Origin of the sequence: Paenibacillus tritici (assembly GCF_018207515.1) — a bacterium.
GTDB lineage: Bacteria > Bacillota > Bacilli > Paenibacillales > Paenibacillaceae > Paenibacillus_AQ > Paenibacillus_AQ tritici.
Window position 1 is genome coordinate 6,323,023 of record NZ_CP073365.1, and the last position, 15,466, is coordinate 6,338,488.

At 53.0% G+C, this 15,466-nt stretch carries 18 protein-coding genes; 12 read left to right on the forward strand and 6 right to left on the reverse strand.

Annotation, left to right across the window (positions count from 1 at the left end):
• The first annotated feature begins 119 nt into the window (after nucleotides 1-119).
• Both KDC22_RS27065 and KDC22_RS27070 read left to right on the forward strand, forming a co-directional pair.
• Nucleotides 120-485, forward strand: a complete 366-nt coding sequence (locus tag KDC22_RS27065) for a histidine kinase (protein ID WP_211720986.1) — start codon at nucleotides 120-122, stop codon at nucleotides 483-485.
• A gap of 250 nt (nucleotides 486-735) precedes the next feature.
• Entirely contained in the window at nucleotides 736-921 is a 186-nt protein-coding gene (locus KDC22_RS27070; RefSeq protein ID WP_036723496.1) for a hypothetical protein, read from the forward strand.
• Between the two features lie 104 nt (nucleotides 922-1,025).
• Here the strand turns inward: KDC22_RS27070 and KDC22_RS27075 are convergent, their stop codons facing one another.
• From KDC22_RS27075 to KDC22_RS27085, 3 genes are read right to left on the reverse strand one after another with little or no spacing between them, the layout of a single operon-like run.
• On the reverse strand, nucleotides 1,026-1,862 hold the full coding sequence (locus KDC22_RS27075; RefSeq protein ID WP_211720987.1) for an alpha/beta hydrolase: 837 nt from the start codon (nucleotides 1,860-1,862) through the stop codon (nucleotides 1,026-1,028).
• Between the two features lie 51 nt (nucleotides 1,863-1,913).
• On the reverse strand, nucleotides 1,914-2,336 hold the full coding sequence (locus KDC22_RS27080) for a MarR family winged helix-turn-helix transcriptional regulator (protein ID WP_211720988.1): 423 nt from the start codon (nucleotides 2,334-2,336) through the stop codon (nucleotides 1,914-1,916).
• A 47-nt stretch (nucleotides 2,337-2,383) separates the two neighbouring features.
• Entirely contained in the window at nucleotides 2,384-2,752 is a 369-nt protein-coding gene (locus tag KDC22_RS27085) for a winged helix-turn-helix transcriptional regulator (RefSeq protein WP_211720989.1), read from the reverse strand.
• Nucleotides 2,753-2,938: 186 nt separating this feature from the next.
• On the opposite strand from KDC22_RS27085, the gene KDC22_RS27090 reads away from it, so the two are divergent.
• Nucleotides 2,939-3,475 (forward strand): NAD(P)H-dependent oxidoreductase, encoded by a 537-nt coding sequence (locus KDC22_RS27090; protein ID WP_211724208.1) that lies wholly within the window; start codon nucleotides 2,939-2,941, stop codon nucleotides 3,473-3,475.
• Nucleotides 3,476-3,505: 30 nt separating this feature from the next.
• Here the strand turns inward: KDC22_RS27090 and KDC22_RS27095 are convergent, their stop codons facing one another.
• On the reverse strand, nucleotides 3,506-4,267 hold the full coding sequence (locus tag KDC22_RS27095; RefSeq protein WP_211720990.1) for a SagB/ThcOx family dehydrogenase: 762 nt from the start codon (nucleotides 4,265-4,267) through the stop codon (nucleotides 3,506-3,508).
• 165 nt (nucleotides 4,268-4,432) lie between these two features.
• On the opposite strand from KDC22_RS27095, the gene KDC22_RS27100 reads away from it, so the two are divergent.
• Both KDC22_RS27100 and KDC22_RS27105 read left to right on the forward strand, forming a co-directional pair.
• Nucleotides 4,433-4,693: a hypothetical protein gene (locus KDC22_RS27100; RefSeq protein WP_211720991.1), complete on the forward strand. Its 261-nt coding sequence runs from the start codon at nucleotides 4,433-4,435 to the stop codon at nucleotides 4,691-4,693.
• The gene (locus KDC22_RS27105; protein WP_211720992.1) at nucleotides 4,690-5,088 is read left to right on the forward strand and encodes a pepsin/retropepsin-like aspartic protease family protein; all 399 of its coding nucleotides are present in this window, start codon (nucleotides 4,690-4,692) and stop codon (nucleotides 5,086-5,088) included. Before KDC22_RS27100 ends, KDC22_RS27105 begins: the two co-directional genes overlap by 4 nt.
• 122 nt (nucleotides 5,089-5,210) lie before the next feature.
• On the opposite strand, the gene KDC22_RS27110 is transcribed toward KDC22_RS27105, so the two are convergent.
• Complete coding sequence (locus KDC22_RS27110) at nucleotides 5,211-5,435, reverse strand: helix-turn-helix domain-containing protein (protein ID WP_019908812.1); 225 nt, start codon at nucleotides 5,433-5,435, stop codon at nucleotides 5,211-5,213.
• Between the two features lie 309 nt (nucleotides 5,436-5,744).
• Here KDC22_RS27110 and KDC22_RS27115 point away from each other — a divergent pair, with 309 nt between their 5' ends.
• The 4 genes from KDC22_RS27115 (at nucleotide 5,745) to KDC22_RS27130 (ending at nucleotide 11,545) form a co-directional block, all read left to right on the forward strand.
• Nucleotides 5,745-6,722 carry a LacI family DNA-binding transcriptional regulator gene (locus tag KDC22_RS27115; protein WP_211720993.1) on the forward strand — a complete coding sequence of 326 codons (978 nt, stop codon included), beginning with the start codon at nucleotides 5,745-5,747 and terminating at the stop codon, nucleotides 6,720-6,722.
• A gap of 418 nt (nucleotides 6,723-7,140) precedes the next feature.
• A complete protein-coding gene (efeO, locus tag KDC22_RS27120; protein WP_211720994.1) occupies nucleotides 7,141-8,049 on the forward strand; it encodes an iron uptake system protein EfeO in 909 nt (302 codons plus the stop codon).
• Nucleotides 8,050-8,054: 5 nt separating this feature from the next.
• Nucleotides 8,055-9,395 (forward strand): iron uptake transporter deferrochelatase/peroxidase subunit, encoded by a 1,341-nt coding sequence (gene efeB / locus KDC22_RS27125; protein WP_211720995.1) that lies wholly within the window; start codon nucleotides 8,055-8,057, stop codon nucleotides 9,393-9,395.
• 323 nt (nucleotides 9,396-9,718) lie between these two features.
• Complete coding sequence (locus KDC22_RS27130; protein ID WP_211724209.1) at nucleotides 9,719-11,545, forward strand: FTR1 family iron permease; 1,827 nt, start codon at nucleotides 9,719-9,721, stop codon at nucleotides 11,543-11,545.
• Between the two features lie 451 nt (nucleotides 11,546-11,996).
• Here the strand turns inward: KDC22_RS27130 and KDC22_RS27135 are convergent, their stop codons facing one another.
• On the reverse strand, nucleotides 11,997-12,149 hold the full coding sequence (locus tag KDC22_RS27135; protein WP_211720996.1) for a hypothetical protein: 153 nt from the start codon (nucleotides 12,147-12,149) through the stop codon (nucleotides 11,997-11,999).
• A gap of 450 nt (nucleotides 12,150-12,599) precedes the next feature.
• Here KDC22_RS27135 and KDC22_RS27140 point away from each other — a divergent pair, with 450 nt between their 5' ends.
• From KDC22_RS27140 to nagA, 3 genes are read left to right on the forward strand one after another with little or no spacing between them, the layout of a single operon-like run.
• The gene (locus tag KDC22_RS27140; RefSeq protein ID WP_173131948.1) at nucleotides 12,600-13,478 is read left to right on the forward strand and encodes a MurR/RpiR family transcriptional regulator; all 879 of its coding nucleotides are present in this window, start codon (nucleotides 12,600-12,602) and stop codon (nucleotides 13,476-13,478) included.
• Nucleotides 13,478-14,206, forward strand: coding sequence for a glucosamine-6-phosphate deaminase (gene nagB, locus KDC22_RS27145; protein ID WP_173131944.1), 729 nt, complete (start codon nucleotides 13,478-13,480; stop codon nucleotides 14,204-14,206). The genes KDC22_RS27140 and nagB overlap by 1 nt, the downstream gene beginning before the upstream one ends.
• Nucleotides 14,194-15,396 carry an N-acetylglucosamine-6-phosphate deacetylase gene (nagA, locus tag KDC22_RS27150; RefSeq protein ID WP_211720997.1) on the forward strand — a complete coding sequence of 401 codons (1,203 nt, stop codon included), beginning with the start codon at nucleotides 14,194-14,196 and terminating at the stop codon, nucleotides 15,394-15,396. Before nagB ends, nagA begins: the two co-directional genes overlap by 13 nt.
• Nucleotides 15,397-15,466 lie beyond the last annotated feature (70 nt).

Sequence of the window (15,466 nt, forward strand, 5' to 3'; positions counted from 1 at the left end):
ATCTTTTTACAGCAGCGGCCCGTTCAAGCCCGTATATGCTATAATTACCTAAGCTAATTCCACCAGCATTCACTCTTTATTGTCAGTTCTATTCCCACCCTATTGAAGGAGCTGTGTCTATGAGCGATATAATTCTCCAGCAGATTCTTGCGGAGCTGCAAGGAATGAAGTCAGACCTAACGGATGTGAAGTCAGAAATAACAATTTTAAAGTCAGAACTATCAGATGTGAAGTCCGATGTAAAAAGCATCCAGTCGGAGCTTGTTACAATCAAGGCAGATATTGAGAGCATAAAAGAAGATACGAGGCTTATACCGCTTATTCAACAGGCGGTGTCCGAGGTCAATGCTGAAGTCGTTGCCAACCGGGAGACGCTGGAGCGGATTGACCGAACCTTAAGAGGACATGACGCAACGCTGGATGTGCTGGCCCGGCGTTCTATAGATCAGGAAGCAGAATTGAAACGTTTAGCCTCCTCTGCGTAATTTTTCCCCAAGCGACCGCCCTATCCGGCTGTCGCTTTTTTGTTGAACCGCTACAGTCTCCTCCACGAGGACATTGTTCTCTTCATTAAACACAAACCCTTTTATAACAACATTTTTATTTATTTATTTGTCTTTTTCAGAGAGACATCCATTGGATTTCCACTTCTTTTGTGGTATGATGAAAACGTAAACAAAGGTAATAACTGTTGAATATATCCACCGTATTTCATTGCCAAGGAGGATGAATGCAATGCTGGCAGGAATTAAGGAACTGAAGAATTGGGTAACCGGTATGTGGCAGCCTGGGATGGCTTCGGGAGAAGAGGATTACCGGAGAATGGAATACAGCGCACACCGCCATCTGCACACACCGCCAACGCCGAGCCCGCTGACTTATGAACAGGAGTCGCGCATCAAGACTGTCAAATTTCACTAACTTACAGTTAGATGTATATATAGAACACCCTTCACCTATCAGGTTAAGGCCGCTAAGGAACGGGAGTATCCCGGTTCAGGCGGCCTTTTATTTGCTGCACTATATTATCTTGCCAACCACTGCAGGATCGTCTGTGCCGCTTCCAGATAGCGCTGTCCTACGAGCAGGCCGGTATGGGTGGTGCTCCAAAGACCTGCATAGGCTGCGCGGAAATACGCTGCATTGGCTCTGCCCCGGCGTTCATCCTCATCACTGTTAACCGCATGGATCACCAGACAAGGGCAAGTAATGGACGCGCTGTCTACGGATACCCCTGCTGCACCGAAGTGATAAGAAAAAGTTCGAAACGCCTTGGCGGACTCCATCGTCAGGTATTTGCGCTGAAACGCTATGTCTTCTGCCGTCTCATCCAGGCTGGTCTCCTCTTCGCGGACCGGAGCGGCTACTACGTTATCCGGTACTACCCTGAAGATATCCGTATAAGGCACCTTATCATGAACCTCCCTGCATAGACTTGAATCAATCAGTACAAGCCCGGGCAGTCCGGCCGTCTCCGCCACCTTCTGGCTAAGAATTCCGCCCATGCTGAACCCGATCAGAGCAGGAGTAACTCCGCATTCAGCCTGTACCACCTGCACCACCTCATGGATATCCTCCAGATAATCTTCAAAGGTAATTTGCGTCATATCCAGCACCCGGCTCCGGTAATGACTTCTCAGATTCATCACATAACAGGTCCAGCCTTCGCGGATGAAGTGGGGAAGGTACTTGCTCCACATCCAGCTTCCGGTATACGCACCGTGCACAAACAGCAGGGGTGCCTTATCTTCCTGTTCCTGGCTTTCCCGAGCCTCCTCTCCCTTGTATATCTCTAGATACAGATCATGCTCACCGACATATCTCACTGTATGCGGCGGTAATTCATCAGTGTAGTCTCTCATCGTAATGTCCTTTCCATAATTAGTTTGATATCAAACTATCATGCAAATTTTTTAGAAATTATGATTGATTTTCATCAAAATCGTCAGCAAAATCGCCTGCTCCTCTTCCGTGATATCGCGGTAGAACTGCTTCAGCATGGCAGAAGAGACCGATTCAAATACAGGCTCCAGCTCCTTCCCCTTCCCGGTTAGAGTGACGTATACGTACCGGGTGTCCTCCTGATCCCTCTCCTTCATAACCAGTCCCAGCCGGACCAGCTTATCCACAAGTGCTGTAACCGTAGATTTGTCCTTATGAATATGTGCCGAGATCTCGGCCATGGTAAGTCTGTGCTTAGACAGCAGCGCATAAAGAATATCCCCGTGTGAGGTAGCAATGCCGTTTACTCCCTGCTTCGCCATCTCTTGTACGATGAACCGGTTAACCTTCTCGCGGATCTTGGATATAAGTGAAATAGCATCTCTGGTTTCCATAAAGGGATTATAGTTTGATATCAAACTATTGTCAATAGTTTAGTATATCAGTTCTGCTCCTCTTCGGGGTCCTTATCAAGCAGCATGACTTCCTCGCCCCCCTGCTGCCGGATCGCAATATTGGTTCTGCCCCAGGAGCACATCAGGTCAATGATCTCATTGGCTGTAATTCCATACTCTGTGATACAGTATTCCACTTTGGGCGGCATCTGATTGTAGACCTCCCGGCTGACGATTCCATCCCTTTCAAGCTCGCGGAGCTGCTGGATCAGAACCTTTTGCGAGATACCCGGAATCCTGCGCTGCAATTCGCTGGTCCGTTGGGCCCCGGACATCAGTATACAAATGATTAACGACTTCCATTTCCCCCCGATAATCTCCAGCGTTGCCTCTATCCCTAAATGATATTGTTTCATACCCGGCACCCCACCCGCTTCAAAATGAATAGTACTGATCTAATCATGCCACATCCCTGCGCAAAGTCCAATGCACACCTTGAGGTAACCTTGTTACTTCATTGTGTGTATTTACATTTTCGCAGGCTTACAAAATAATATAAGCATCTGCATAAAGCAAATATACGCAAGGATAGGTGATAAATGATGACAGCCCTCGTGATACTGGCACATCCTGATATTGAGGCTTCAAGAGTGAATAAAAGATGGAAGCAGGAGCTGCTGCAGCATCCGGAGCAGGTTACGGTCCATGAGCTGTACAAGCAGTATCCGGACCTCCGCATTGACGTTCAGCAAGAGCAGCGTTTACTGGAAGCACATAACCTTATTATTTTTCAATTCCCCTTGTATTGGTACAGCTACCCGCCTTTATTAAAAAAGTGGATGGATGACGTCTTCACTCACGGATGGGCTTACGGTTCAAACGGGAACAAGCTGAAGGGAAAGAAGCTGGGGTTAGCCCTGTCCATTGGTGATAAGCAAGAAAACTACCTGCCCGCCGGCTCTGTTTCTTTTACCGTAGATGAAGTTATAACCCCGTTCAAAGCCAGTGCAATCCATGTCGGCGCCACCGCCCTGCCCTATTTCGCCGTCTTCGGCGCTTCCTTCCAGGCCAGTGATGAAGCCATTAACCAGAGCGCTGCGGACTATGTTCAATATATTATTCAGTCAGAAGGCTGCTAATTGTCATCGCTGAACACAAGCACACGGCAGCTATTCGCGCTTCTTCCCGACCGCACCAAGATAGATTACAAATTCCTCATCGCCGTCAAGTTCCAGGACCTCATCAATCAGCTTCTGATCATAGATTCCGATGGCACAAGCCCCGGCGCCGATGGATTCACTGGCCAGATACAGGTTCTGGCAGACATGGCCGACATCAATAAGAATTTTTTTGTGCGCTGAAATATCGTATTTCCATTCGGAACGGTAGGGCGTGGTACTCCAGGCGAACAACACCGAAGCCTTCTTGGCGAAGTTAGGCACGAAGGGCTGATCCAGAGTAATCGCGTCAATCTTCTGTTCCAGCTGGTCTAATTCAAACATGAACAACAGCTTGTGCTCCACAGGAAGGTATCTGTAGATGCCCTGCGGAATGCCTTCTACACGCATAATCAGCAGATAGGTTTCAAAGGTGTGCGTCGCCCCGCTACAAGGTACCGTCCGCAGGGTAAGCCCGTTCTTGCTCATGCCCGTAATTCCCTGGGTCGCCCATAACAAATAGGATAACTCCTCTAGACTTAACGCATCAGCCGAATAGAACCTTGTGCTTCTTCTTTGTGCGATACAATCATAAATACTGTTCTGGCTCACAGGGTCCCGGCTGACCTTAGGCAAATCAATAATCCGCGACCCCGCATCAAAAGGCTTGACAATCGGCGGCTGCTCAAGCCCTTTGATCTTATCTGTCTTAATTGTTTTGAATTCATGGAAATTAGATTTCAGTAATTGTCTTTGCTGCTCATATCTTGTCATCACAGATCCTCCCGGATTCCCTTAATCCCTATAATTTATCACTCCGAACAAAATAGTTTGTGATTTGAATCACTTCTGAAGGCAGTTTCTCACCACACTCACTTCCGTTATCCTAAAGCATCTATGCTATACTAAAAATATGATAAACTAAACGAGGTGAAGCCGATGAAATGGGGAGAAATTACTAAGTTGTACCCTAGTCGCTTTGTACTGGTGGAAGCAATCAAGGCAAGTTCCAACAACCGTGTGCGGTATTTGGAGGATATGGCGGTCATTCAGGACTACAACAATTCGCAAGAAGCGTGGAGCGGCTATAAAAAGCTGCATAAGCTTCATCCAAACCGAGAGTTGTATGTATTTCATACGAGCAGAACTGATGTTGAGGTTGTTGAGGAATTGTTCTCAGGAGTGAGGCAACGGATATGAAGCTACAATTACAGCATGGCTTGCCTATCGTTTCTCTGACTGTAGCTCAATATGACAAATGGATTGTTTTGCAAAATGTTCTATTTGATACAGGTTGTGCGGCAACGGTTTTTGATTCCGATGCATTAGCTGCGATAGGTATCGACATTGATTTTATCAATGGGCGGGCCAAACGGATGTATGGAGTTGGGGGAACGAGTGAAATTTGCTATGAGCAGCAGATTCACGACTTTACCATTGAACATATTGCTTTGAATGATTTTCCGATTCAGCTCGGTTCGATTCAAGAGCCTTATGGCTTCGAAGGAATTGTTGGTATTGATTTTATGATGAGAGCCAAATGCAAAGTGGATTTTGAGACAATGACTATTGAGTTTGAGAAACAGACTAAATGATGCCCTCCTCCAAGGAATGCAGTCGTTTGGTCTATTTATTTACCATGATCTCCAACAAAAAACCTCCCTCTCCCCCGAAGGGGAAAAGAAGGCTTAAACGCATCACCTCTGAAGCACGGCAGCTATATTTTCAGCTCCCCAAGCTTGATCAGCTCGACAACCGCTTGCGAACGGCCTTTTACGTTTAATTTTTGCATTACATTGGAAATGTGATTGCGGACGGTTTTTTCGCTAATGAATAACAGTCCTGCAATATCCCGTGTAGTTTTGTCTTGCACAAGAAGCTCGAATACTTCGCGTTCACGATGCGTCAACAGGAATTTACTATGATGTTCGTTCCCCTTCAATGGTGTCACCCCTCCTTGCTCTGGGTTTGTTTGGTATAACAAGGTAAAGGGATACAGTCAAACCATACTATGTGGTGGGGCAGTTAATGGTGCTGTCGCAGGATTAAATTGGGCGGAGGCAAAAAACAACAAGCGTTACCGGTCCGTCACGCCCTCGCGGTCACGCCGGTTTCTCCGGTAAGGATTGTTGCACCCCTAGTGTATTTTATGAAATGGATTCCATAGCAAGCTTTTTATAGGCCAAAATGCGAATAAGTTCTATGGTAAAATAAAACCATTCCATGTCTTACTCAGGGGGCAGCGTACGCAATGGCTAATATTAAAGAAATCGCCCGGATGGCCGGAGTTTCTGTAACGACCGTCTCCCGGGTGCTGAATAATCATCCGTACGTCAGCAAGGACAAAAGAGCCGCCGTACTGGATACGATTGAGCAATTGAACTATACCCGCAATATGAACGCCGTTCATCTGATTACCGGACGTACCGGCGCTGTGGCGGTGATTCTTCCTTATATTAGCGCTTTTTATTTCTCAATTATTATGAACGGTATTGCCCGCGAGGCGCTGCTCTCGCAATGCCGGCTGATTCTGTGCCAGAGCAATTATTCGGTGGAAGAAGAAATCAAAGTGCTGGAGATGCTGCGCAATAAAGAGATTGACGGTGTCGTTATTGTATCTACTGCACTGAAGCCGGAGATCATCGAGGAGTACACGGCCTACGGTCCGGTTGTCACCTGCCAGGACAGCGGGCAACGCCGCTATTCTTCTGTGTATATTGAGCATTATGCGGCTTTTCGGCAGGGGCTGCAGTATTTGACAGACAAGGGCTGCCGCACGATCGGTTATTGCGAGGGGCGGCAGAATGGCAGCAGCGCGGTTATCCGGCAGACGGCTTACCGCGATTTCATCGCCGAGCATAAGCTGGCATTTCAAGAGGAATGGATGATCTATGACTGTATTACGGAAGAAGACGGCGCCGCCGTGGCACAGTCACTGCTGGAGATGCCTGAACGGCCGGAAGCCATGATTATCACCGGAGATCATGTGGCAGCCGGACTAATCATTGAAGCGCGCAGAGCCGGACTCAGCATCCCTGGAGACCTCGCGGTGATGGGCTTCGATAACCAGCCGATCGGGCGGCTGCTGGAGATTACCACCATAGACAATCATCTGTATGAGATGGGGGCCGCCGCCTTCCGCATCATTCATGAACAGATCAGCTCGGGCAGCGCTGAGCCGACCTACCGCAAGCTCGATTACCGGATTATTGAGCGGTCCACAGTATAGAGTGGGATGAATCGTTCGAGCTAAGGGAAGTCAATTATGCGGTTGAACGAATCGAAGTTTTGAGACAATGAATTATGTAAAAGCAAAGGAACATTTCAGGAGTTGCAGTGGATTGCTGTGTTGTCTTTGACCCTCGCCCGGCAGTAATGTGAGTTCCTTAAGATTCCCTCCGCCTGGACAGGCATAATGTTGCACATATTACAATTCCGGTTCGTGGGTAACCTGCTATCCGGGAGGAATGTTTGTACGGACTACGTCTTCCGCCTGTCGGGAGGCGTTTTGCGTTGTTCTATGGGTGCACGTTCGTAGGAGTATGATAATTATCACATTTATATTGACAGGTTAGATACGGAGAATTATGATAAATCCATTATTGATAATGATTATCAGTTTCATAACAAAAGGAGTGTCCAGCCGAATGAAGATAGGTTATGCAGTGCCTGCGGGTTTGCTTGCAGCTTCGCTCTTGTTTGCCGGATGTGCGAGCAATGATAACAGTAATAATGGCAAGAACAGCAATAACTCCGGGAAAAATGCTGCAGCACAGACTGGCGGCGGGGCAACCCCTTCCCCCGCAGTAACTGCAGCTTCAACTACGGCGGCGGATTTTACTACTGCCATTAACGAATACCGGAAATATGTCATAGAGCAATGCGACGAGTTCGTCAAGCAGACCGAAGGCTTCACGGATGCCGTCAAGGCAGGCAAGCTGGAAGAGGCCAAGGCGCTGTATGCTCCGGCCCGTATGTACTATGAACGGATCGAACCTATCGCCGAAGCGCTCGGGGATCTGGACCCGAATATTGATGCCCGTGAGAATGATGTGGAGGCGGCGCAGTGGCGCGGCTTCCATAAGATTGAGCAGGCACTCTGGCAGAACAAGACAACGGATGGTATGAAGGATGTTGCGGACCGTCTGCTGAAGGACGCGCAGCTGCTGCGCGCCAAGGTTGAAACCGCCGAGATTGATGCCAACCTGCTCGTTACGGGAGCCGTTGAGCTGCTGAACGAAGTCTCCTCCTCCAAGGTAACGGGGGAAGAGGAACGTTATTCCCACACGGATTTGTATGATTTTGTCGCTAATGTGGAGGGTGCCCAGAAGATCTATGAGCTGCTGAAGCCTGAGCTGGCCAAAAAAGATCCTGCCCTGGAGCAAACCATCGGCGAACGGTTCACGGCCTTGATGAATGAGCTGGCTCCGTTCAAATCGGGTGACGGCTATGTCTCTTACGAAACACTCCAAGCAGATGAGGTCCGCCGGTTAAGCCAGAATCTCGACGCCCTGGCAGAACCACTATCCAACATGGGAACTATTCTGGGAGTGTGACTTATATGAACAAGAAGGACAAGAAGGCCGGGAATGACGCTGAAGCAGGGAGCGGGCTTCCTGAGACCGATGCTAAGCTATTGGATAAAAAATTCAGCCGCCGCGATATGCTGCGGCTCACCGGCGCCTCGGGCCTTGGCCTGCTGCTCGGCGGTAGCGGTGTGGGCGGCATAATGGCTGCGCGCCAAGCTTCAGGACCGGCTGTCCCCGCCATCGCCCCTGTGCAGGCTGCCGCCGCGGATACAATTCCTTTCTACGGAATTCATCAGGCAGGCATTATTACACCTGCGCAGAATTTCCTCTGCTTCGCCTCATTTGATCTGACAACCACTAAGGTCAGCGATGTCCGAAAACTGTTGGAAGCCTGGACTACCGCCGCCGCAGCCCTTACTGCAGGCACGCTGATCGGCAGCATGAATGACAACCCCAATCTCCCGCCCACCGACACCGGTGAAGCCGATGGTCTTACCCCTTCCAAATGCACGCTTACGTTCGGGGCGGGGCCTGCATTATTTGACGGACGGTTCGGACTGGCCGGTAAACGGCCCGTCTCCTTCACCGATCTCCCGGCATTCACGGGAGACAGCCTGGAGCCGCAGTGGTGCGGCGGCGATCTCTGTGTGCAGGCCTGCGCCGATGATCTGCAGGTGGCCTTCCATGCCATCCGCAATCTGGCCCGCATCGCCCGGGGAACGGCCGTACTGCGCTGGACGCAGGAAGGCTTCCAGCGCAGCGGCAGCGCCGACCCGTCAGGCGGCACGCCCCGTAATCTGCTCGGCTTCAAGGACGGTACAGGAAATCCGGATGTCACAAGTGACGCCGAGATGCGGAAGATCGTCTGGAGCGGCAGCACCGATGGCCCGGCCTGGATGAACGGCGGCACGTATCTTGCGCTGCGCCGGGTGCGTTTTCGCATCGAGGTCTGGGACCGCTCTTCCCTGAGCGATCAGGAGGCAACCTTCGGGCGTCACCGGCAGAGCGGCGCCCCGATTGGAGCGCGGGATGAATTCGCCAAGCTGAATCTGGAAGCAGCCGATGCCAGCGGCAGGCCGGTTATCCCGCCGGATTCCCATTCAGCTCTCGCCCATGGGGACGGTTCGGTCCAAATGCTGCGCCGTTCCTACTCCTATTCCAGCGGCATGGATCTCAAGACCGGACAGCTTGATGCCGGGCTGGTCTTCATCAGCTTCCAGAAGGACCTGATGAAGCAGTTCGTGAGCATTCAGCAGCGCCTCTCCCGGAATGACCGGCTGAATGAATACATGGTTCATACCGGCAGCGCCGTATTCGCCTGCTTCCCCGGTGTCCGGGAAGGCGGATATATCGGGGAGACGCTGCTGGGTTGACGGCAGACGGAACGCTGTGCGGAAGCTGCATGACTAATTGAACATGCAGCGTGGCCCGCAACAACAAAGACGAATGTTGTGGAATCCAAAGCTGTGTCGAGCTGGTGCTGGAGTGATGGATAACGGCAGATGTTTTCCAGCTAACCAGCTAAATACTAGTACATTAGTGCGGCTGAGGTTGTTATGAGCAGTAAGAAGCGGAGGGGAAATTGGAACGGCAGGAGCCGAAGCAACCGCCTGAGGCTCACCCGCAAGAGCTGCTGCTGATTCCTACGTTCTACCTATGCAGAGGATGGATAAGAGTATGTTTATTCTTGAAGGGAATGATCCCGATGACCACAAGGTTTAAAATCAATCCATGGCGGCAGATCAGAGCAGCACTGCTGCTGCTCTGCCTGCTTCTGCTGCTGCCCGGCACGCCGGCTTCTGCATCAGGCGCACCGCTGGATGAGCTGCTGCCGCCTGTAGGCAGCGCGCTGGTCGAGGCCGGCCAGAGCCGCTGGGATGCGGCGGCGGCCGATGTTGAATCATTCGCGGCGCTGTGGCGCAGCGCGAATGAAGGTACGCCGGACCCGGCACTCGCCGGTCCGGCAGCAGAGGTGGACGCCGCGCTGGCAGCCGCGGCAGAGGCCCTGGCGGACGGCGGCGGCGCACCCGCCAAGTCCGCACTGTCCACGCTCGCCCGGAGCGTGGACGCCTATGTCACCGCCGCCGCAGGCGAGGGCGGCGGTGACACGGGCGCCGCCGGACGCGCAGCGGCGGCGAAGCTGCTGCCCGCGGCGCAGCGCACGCGGGATGCGGCGCGCAGCGCCGACTGGGCGGCGGCGGCGGAAGCCTACCGCGCCGTCGTGAACGGCTGGACGCCGGCGGAACGCGGCATCCGGGCGGACAATCCCGCCGTCTACGGCTTGCTGGAGACGAAGATGAGCCTGCTGCGCATTGCGCTGCAGGCGGAGCCGGTCCGCGGGGAGGCCGCGCTGGCGGAATCCGGGGCGCTGGTTACGCTGCTGTCCGACTACAGTGAAGGCCGGGCTGTCGATATGGGGGGGACGCCAGCAGAGCCGGCTTCCATTCAGGGACTGATCAGCTACCTGAAAAAAGCCGCAGCCGCTGCCAAAGCCGGTGACAGCGCATCAGCCGCAGCCGTGATGGAGCAGTTCATCACGGCCTGGCCTTCGGCAGAAGGAAAAGTGCAGCTTGCCTCCCCCAAGGTCTATGCCAGTATTGAGAATGAGAGCACCGCCGCTTCCGGCTATCTGCTCTCCAGTCCTCCGAAGCTGGCCGAGGCACTGAAGCTCATGAATACGATGCTCGCTGAGCTCACGCCGCTGGCGGGGGAACGGACGTATACCGCATGGGATGCGGCATTGATTCTGCTGCGTGAGGGGCTGGAGGCGATTCTTGTCCTCGCCGCTCTCCTTGCCTATCTGCGCCGGGAAGCTGAACCGGCTGCCCGCCGCTGGGTCTGGTCCGGTGCAGCCGCAGGGCTGGCCGGAAGCATCGGCCTCGCTGTATTGTTAACTTATACCCTCTCGCAGGCCGCCTCCGGCGGAGCACGTGAGCTGATTGAGGGCATCACCGGGCTGGTCGCCGTGGTCATGATGCTCACCGTCGGCCGCTGGCTGCACAGCAAATCCAGTGCGGCTGCATGGAATAAATATGTAGACCGCCAGATGCAGGGCGCCTTGGCCAAAGGCAATCTATGGTACCTGTTCTTCATCGCCGCGCTTGCCATCCTGCGCGAAGGTGCGGAAACCACTATTTTCTACGCAGGTATGGCACCGGCTATCGCTACCTCCCAATTGCTGCTCGGGATAGGCGGCGCGCTGGTAGTCCTGATCATTCTGGGCTATGCCATGATTGCACTCAGTGCCCGATTGCCGGTTGCCGCCTTCTTCCGCACCGCAACGGTGCTGATCTACTATCTGGTGTTCCGCTTCCTCGGCGAGAGCATCCACGCGCTGCAGATCGCCGGCAAGCTGCCGGCACATACCGGGAGCAGCCTGCCTTCCATCGGCTGGCTCGGCATGTATCCGACCTGGGAGACCACGGTTCCACAGCTGCTGATTCTCGTCTTCATCCTTTGGGAGCTGCTGCGCGGCAGACGTACAGCCAGCAGAACACGAACCGCAAGCCGGATCACCAAATAAACACATCCATTGTAACAGCTGCAACCTGTGCGGGTAAGCTCAACGCGCAGGTTGCAGCTTCTTATATTACTGGCAGCTCCATTGCCTCCTAAGCACCACATTCCCTCCCTAGCACCTACCTCCCCTGCTCTGCCTCCCACCCTTCCTCCGCTCTCTGTTATTCCTCTGCAATCCCTCTCCCCTTTGCCGTCTACCAACCACCGCACTTTTCCTCGCTACTATCTCTGCAACCGTTTTTTAACTAACCATGCTCTTTTCAGAAAGATCAACAAGTGGATAAACGTCATCTAATAATGAAAGAAATCCGGCACGAAAGGAAGCAGTTGGAAAAACATCACTTAATTTTTGTCATACCAGCTAATATGGGGGATATAGTCAGAATTAAGTAGCACAAATCCAATTAATTTCTACAGAACGCAGAAAATGAACTAATTAAATGACAAAAATCCAACTAATCTTCTGCAACAGCAGCTTCAACGCTGATCCGCACACACTCTTCCACAATAGCTCTCCCGGTATGCCCACCCGCACTCTTCCGCAACAGTGCTCCAGCAGGCCCGCCACCTTGCTCCACAGCAGCCGTGGTGGATAAGGTTGTCGACAAAAGAGGAACCTGTAAGGCATTCATCCTTTCTTGCCTTCGGCGTGTGGCCGAACACCACCTTGACGGGACCCCGCCCTGCAAGATTCAGCTTACCTGTTCTGCCTGGCTCCATACCAGCTTCATCACCGATCCGCACACACTCTTCCTCAACAGCGCTCCCGCTAGCCCCGTCCCCACTCCTCCACAGCGGCTTCAACGCTGCTCTCCAACCCTCCCTCTTCCGCCCCAACTCCCCTCCAAGACCCTCCATACACCCTTTAATCAAACTTCCTATTGCAACCGTCTGCAATTTGTTTTATTCTAGTTATGAAAATAATTTTCTTTTTTATTAATTATATTATGTAAAATAATTTCACAAACATCCTCTCGCCCCCAGCTATGCAGGCCCATTCAATAAATACAGAAAAATTAGAGAAAGCTACATGAATCTATAGAAAAGAAGGTGAGTGCTTGTCCCCCATTCTGCATGCCCTGGAGCATGGCAAGCCCAAGCTGTCGCAAATGGAACGCAAGCTGGCAGAACGTATCCTGGCTTCGCCTGGAGAAATTGTCCATATGGGCATCACGGAGCTGGCGGAGGAATGCGGCATCAGCACGGCAACGATTACGCGGTTCTGTAAATCGCTGCACTTCAAAGGTTATCCCGACTTCAAGGTCAAGCTGGCGGCGGAGCTTGCGCATAGCGACGGCTCACCGCAGGATGGCAGCTCCTCCTATCAGGACATTGTGGCCGGTAACCCGCTTCAATTCATCGTAGAGGCGATGCAGGCCAATCATCTCGCCTCGATACGGGACACCACCTCGCTGCTGGATCTCGGACGGCTGCAGGACGTTATTGATCTGCTGTGCCGGGCGCGGCGGGTCGATCTGTACGGGATGGCGACCTCCTCCATCGTGGCCCAGGATTTCTATCAGAAGCTGATCCGCATCGGCGTGAACTGCACCGCTTTTGCCGATTCCCATATGCAGATTACTTCCGCTTCTTCGCTCTCTTCCGGCGATGTGGCCTTCGCTGTGTCTTATTCAGGGGAGACTCCGGAGACAGTAGATGCCTTAACCTGTGCTGCCGCAAGCGGTGCTTCCACAGTGTCGTTAACCTCGTACGGAAGCAGCACACTGGCCACACTGGCCGATATTCCGCTGTTCTCCTCCTCTCTGGAGCAGGGCATGCGGCGCGGCGATATGGCTTCACGGATCGCACAGCTGCATATTATTGATATTTTGTTCACCGGCATGGTCAGTACCCGGTTTGGAGATTTCATCCCCAAGCTGGAGCAATCTTATCTGAACGTCCAACATTACCGTCATAAACGGGGAGGCCAATCTTAATGAATATTTTGAAATTTCAGCATGAACATGATTTTGCAGCCACAGGAGCTAACCTTATTGCCAGCCTGCTGCAAAGTAATCCCAGAGCGGTTCTGGGTCTGGCTACCGGAAGCTCTCCGGTAGGTGTATACGAGAAGCTTGTGGAGATGCACCGCAAGGGCATCGTCAGCTTCGCCAAAGCCTCATCCTACAATCTGGATGAATATGTCGGCCTGCCTGTGGATCATCCGCAGAGCTACCGCAGCTTCATGAATGAGCATCTGTTCAATCACATTGATATTGACCCGGCCCGTACCCATGTCCCGAACGGGAATGCCCCGGATCTGGATGCCGAATGCCTTGCGTATGATAAGCTGCTTGAAGATAACGGCCCGGTAGATCTGCAGATCCTGGGGATTGGCAGCAACGGCCATATCGGCTTCAATGAGCCGGATGCCAGCCTCAGCAGCGGGACACATGTGGTAGACCTGCTGGAAGAGACGCTGGAAGCCAACGCCCGCTTCTTCGACCGTGTCGAGGATGTTCCGCGGCAGGCGGTAACGATGGGCATCGGCGGCATTCTCAAAGCGAAGCAGATTGTGCTGCTGGTGCGCGGCGAAGAGAAGGCGGAAGCGGTCAAAAATGCGCTGGAGGGTCCAATCACGACCCAGTGCCCCGCCTCGCTGCTGCAGAGCCATCCAAATGTAGTGGTCCTGCTAGATGAAGGAGCGGCAAAATGGCTGAAATAAACCATACTGCCGGGGAACTGTTCTACGGCAAAGTGCTCACTCCTGCCGGAGTGATTGAGAAGGGCGTACTTGCCGTATCGGAAGGCTTGATCCAATACGCCGGGGAAGCGGCTTGGCTGCCCATAGCTTATGCAGGCTGGCGGACGGCCACCCAGGAGCCGGAAGGTCTGCTGATTCCCGGATTCGTTGATGTGCACGTACATGGCGGGGCCGGCCACGACTTCATGTACAGTGATGAAGCCGCTCTTGATACGATCACACAGTTCCACGCTTCACACGGGACTACCTCTATGCTGGCTACGACAATGACGGCTGCCAAGGCGGAGATTGATCAAGTGCTGTCTGAGGTGAATGCTTACCGTGCCCGCGAAGGCGGTATGCCTTATGCAAGGCTGGTAGGCGTGCATCTGGAGGGACCGTTCATCAGCGTAAGATGGCCTGGCGCGCAGAATCCCGAGCATATTGTTCCGGCTAACCTGACCTGGCTGGAGGAGTGGGAAGCCCGGTATCCGGGAATGATCCGCCAGGTTACGCTGGCCCCCGAGCGTGAAGTAGCCCTTGAAGCCATCCAGTGGCTGCGCCAGCATGGCATTACGGCAGCTCTTGGTCACACGGATGCCTCATTCGAGCAGGTCATTGCTGCGGCAGATGCCGGGCTGAATCAGGCGGTTCACATGTTCAACGCCATGACGCCGCTGCATCACCGCAAGCCTGGAGCCGCCGGTGCAGTCCTGTTCGATCCCCGGATTCGCGCCGAGGTGATTGCCGACGGCATCCATGTTCATCCGGCAGCCATCAGTATTATCACCCGGCTCAAGAACAACAACAATCTGCTGCTGATCACAGACGCCATGTCAGCGACCGGACTTCGTGACGGAGAATACGCCATCGGCGATCTGCCTGTCATTGTCAAGGACGGCATAGCTACGCTGAAAGAGCATCCCGAGGCTCTGGCCGGCAGCACACTGACGATGATAAGGGGCTTCCGTTACCTGGTTCAGGAGATCGGCCTCAGCCTGCTGGAGGCCTCATTGGCGGCCAGCTATAATCCAGCGTTGTCGCTTGGTATGCAGCGTTCTATCGGGTCACTCGAGGCTGGCAAACGCGGTGATATCCTGCAGCTGGACAATGACCTTAATCTGCGCGGCGTATGGATCGGCGGACGCAAGCTGGAGGATGAAATCCAGTAAGCGGCGCTATGGTCTGCTTCTGTGGTCCAGTATGTTATGTATAGTAAGCCAAGAAGCCACGGTCCCTCTT

Excerpts from the sequence above, each read along its gene's own strand:
- efeB (WP_211720995.1), top strand. The coding sequence starts at position 8,055 with ATGAACAAGAAGGACAAGAAGGCCGGGAATGACGCTGAAGCAGGGAGC.
- KDC22_RS27105 (WP_211720992.1), top strand. The coding sequence starts at position 4,690 with ATGAAGCTACAATTACAGCATGGCTTGCCTATCGTTTCTCTGACTGTA.
- KDC22_RS27100 (WP_211720991.1), top strand. The coding sequence starts at position 4,433 with ATGAAATGGGGAGAAATTACTAAGTTGTACCCTAGTCGCTTTGTACTG.
- KDC22_RS27095 (WP_211720990.1), bottom strand. The coding sequence starts at position 4,267 with ATGACAAGATATGAGCAGCAAAGACAATTACTGAAATCTAATTTCCAT.
- nagB (WP_173131944.1), top strand. The coding sequence starts at position 13,478 with ATGAATATTTTGAAATTTCAGCATGAACATGATTTTGCAGCCACAGGA.
- KDC22_RS27090 (WP_211724208.1), top strand. The coding sequence starts at position 2,939 with ATGACAGCCCTCGTGATACTGGCACATCCTGATATTGAGGCTTCAAGA.
- KDC22_RS27070 (WP_036723496.1), top strand. The coding sequence starts at position 736 with ATGCTGGCAGGAATTAAGGAACTGAAGAATTGGGTAACCGGTATGTGG.
- KDC22_RS27130 (WP_211724209.1), top strand. The coding sequence starts at position 9,719 with ATGATCCCGATGACCACAAGGTTTAAAATCAATCCATGGCGGCAGATC.
- KDC22_RS27085 (WP_211720989.1), bottom strand. The coding sequence starts at position 2,752 with ATGAAACAATATCATTTAGGGATAGAGGCAACGCTGGAGATTATCGGG.
- nagA (WP_211720997.1), top strand. The coding sequence starts at position 14,194 with ATGGCTGAAATAAACCATACTGCCGGGGAACTGTTCTACGGCAAAGTG.
- KDC22_RS27080 (WP_211720988.1), bottom strand. The coding sequence starts at position 2,336 with ATGGAAACCAGAGATGCTATTTCACTTATATCCAAGATCCGCGAGAAG.
- KDC22_RS27065 (WP_211720986.1), top strand. The coding sequence starts at position 120 with ATGAGCGATATAATTCTCCAGCAGATTCTTGCGGAGCTGCAAGGAATG.
- efeO (WP_211720994.1), top strand. The coding sequence starts at position 7,141 with ATGAAGATAGGTTATGCAGTGCCTGCGGGTTTGCTTGCAGCTTCGCTC.
- KDC22_RS27075 (WP_211720987.1), bottom strand. The coding sequence starts at position 1,862 with ATGAGAGACTACACTGATGAATTACCGCCGCATACAGTGAGATATGTC.
- KDC22_RS27115 (WP_211720993.1), top strand. The coding sequence starts at position 5,745 with ATGGCTAATATTAAAGAAATCGCCCGGATGGCCGGAGTTTCTGTAACG.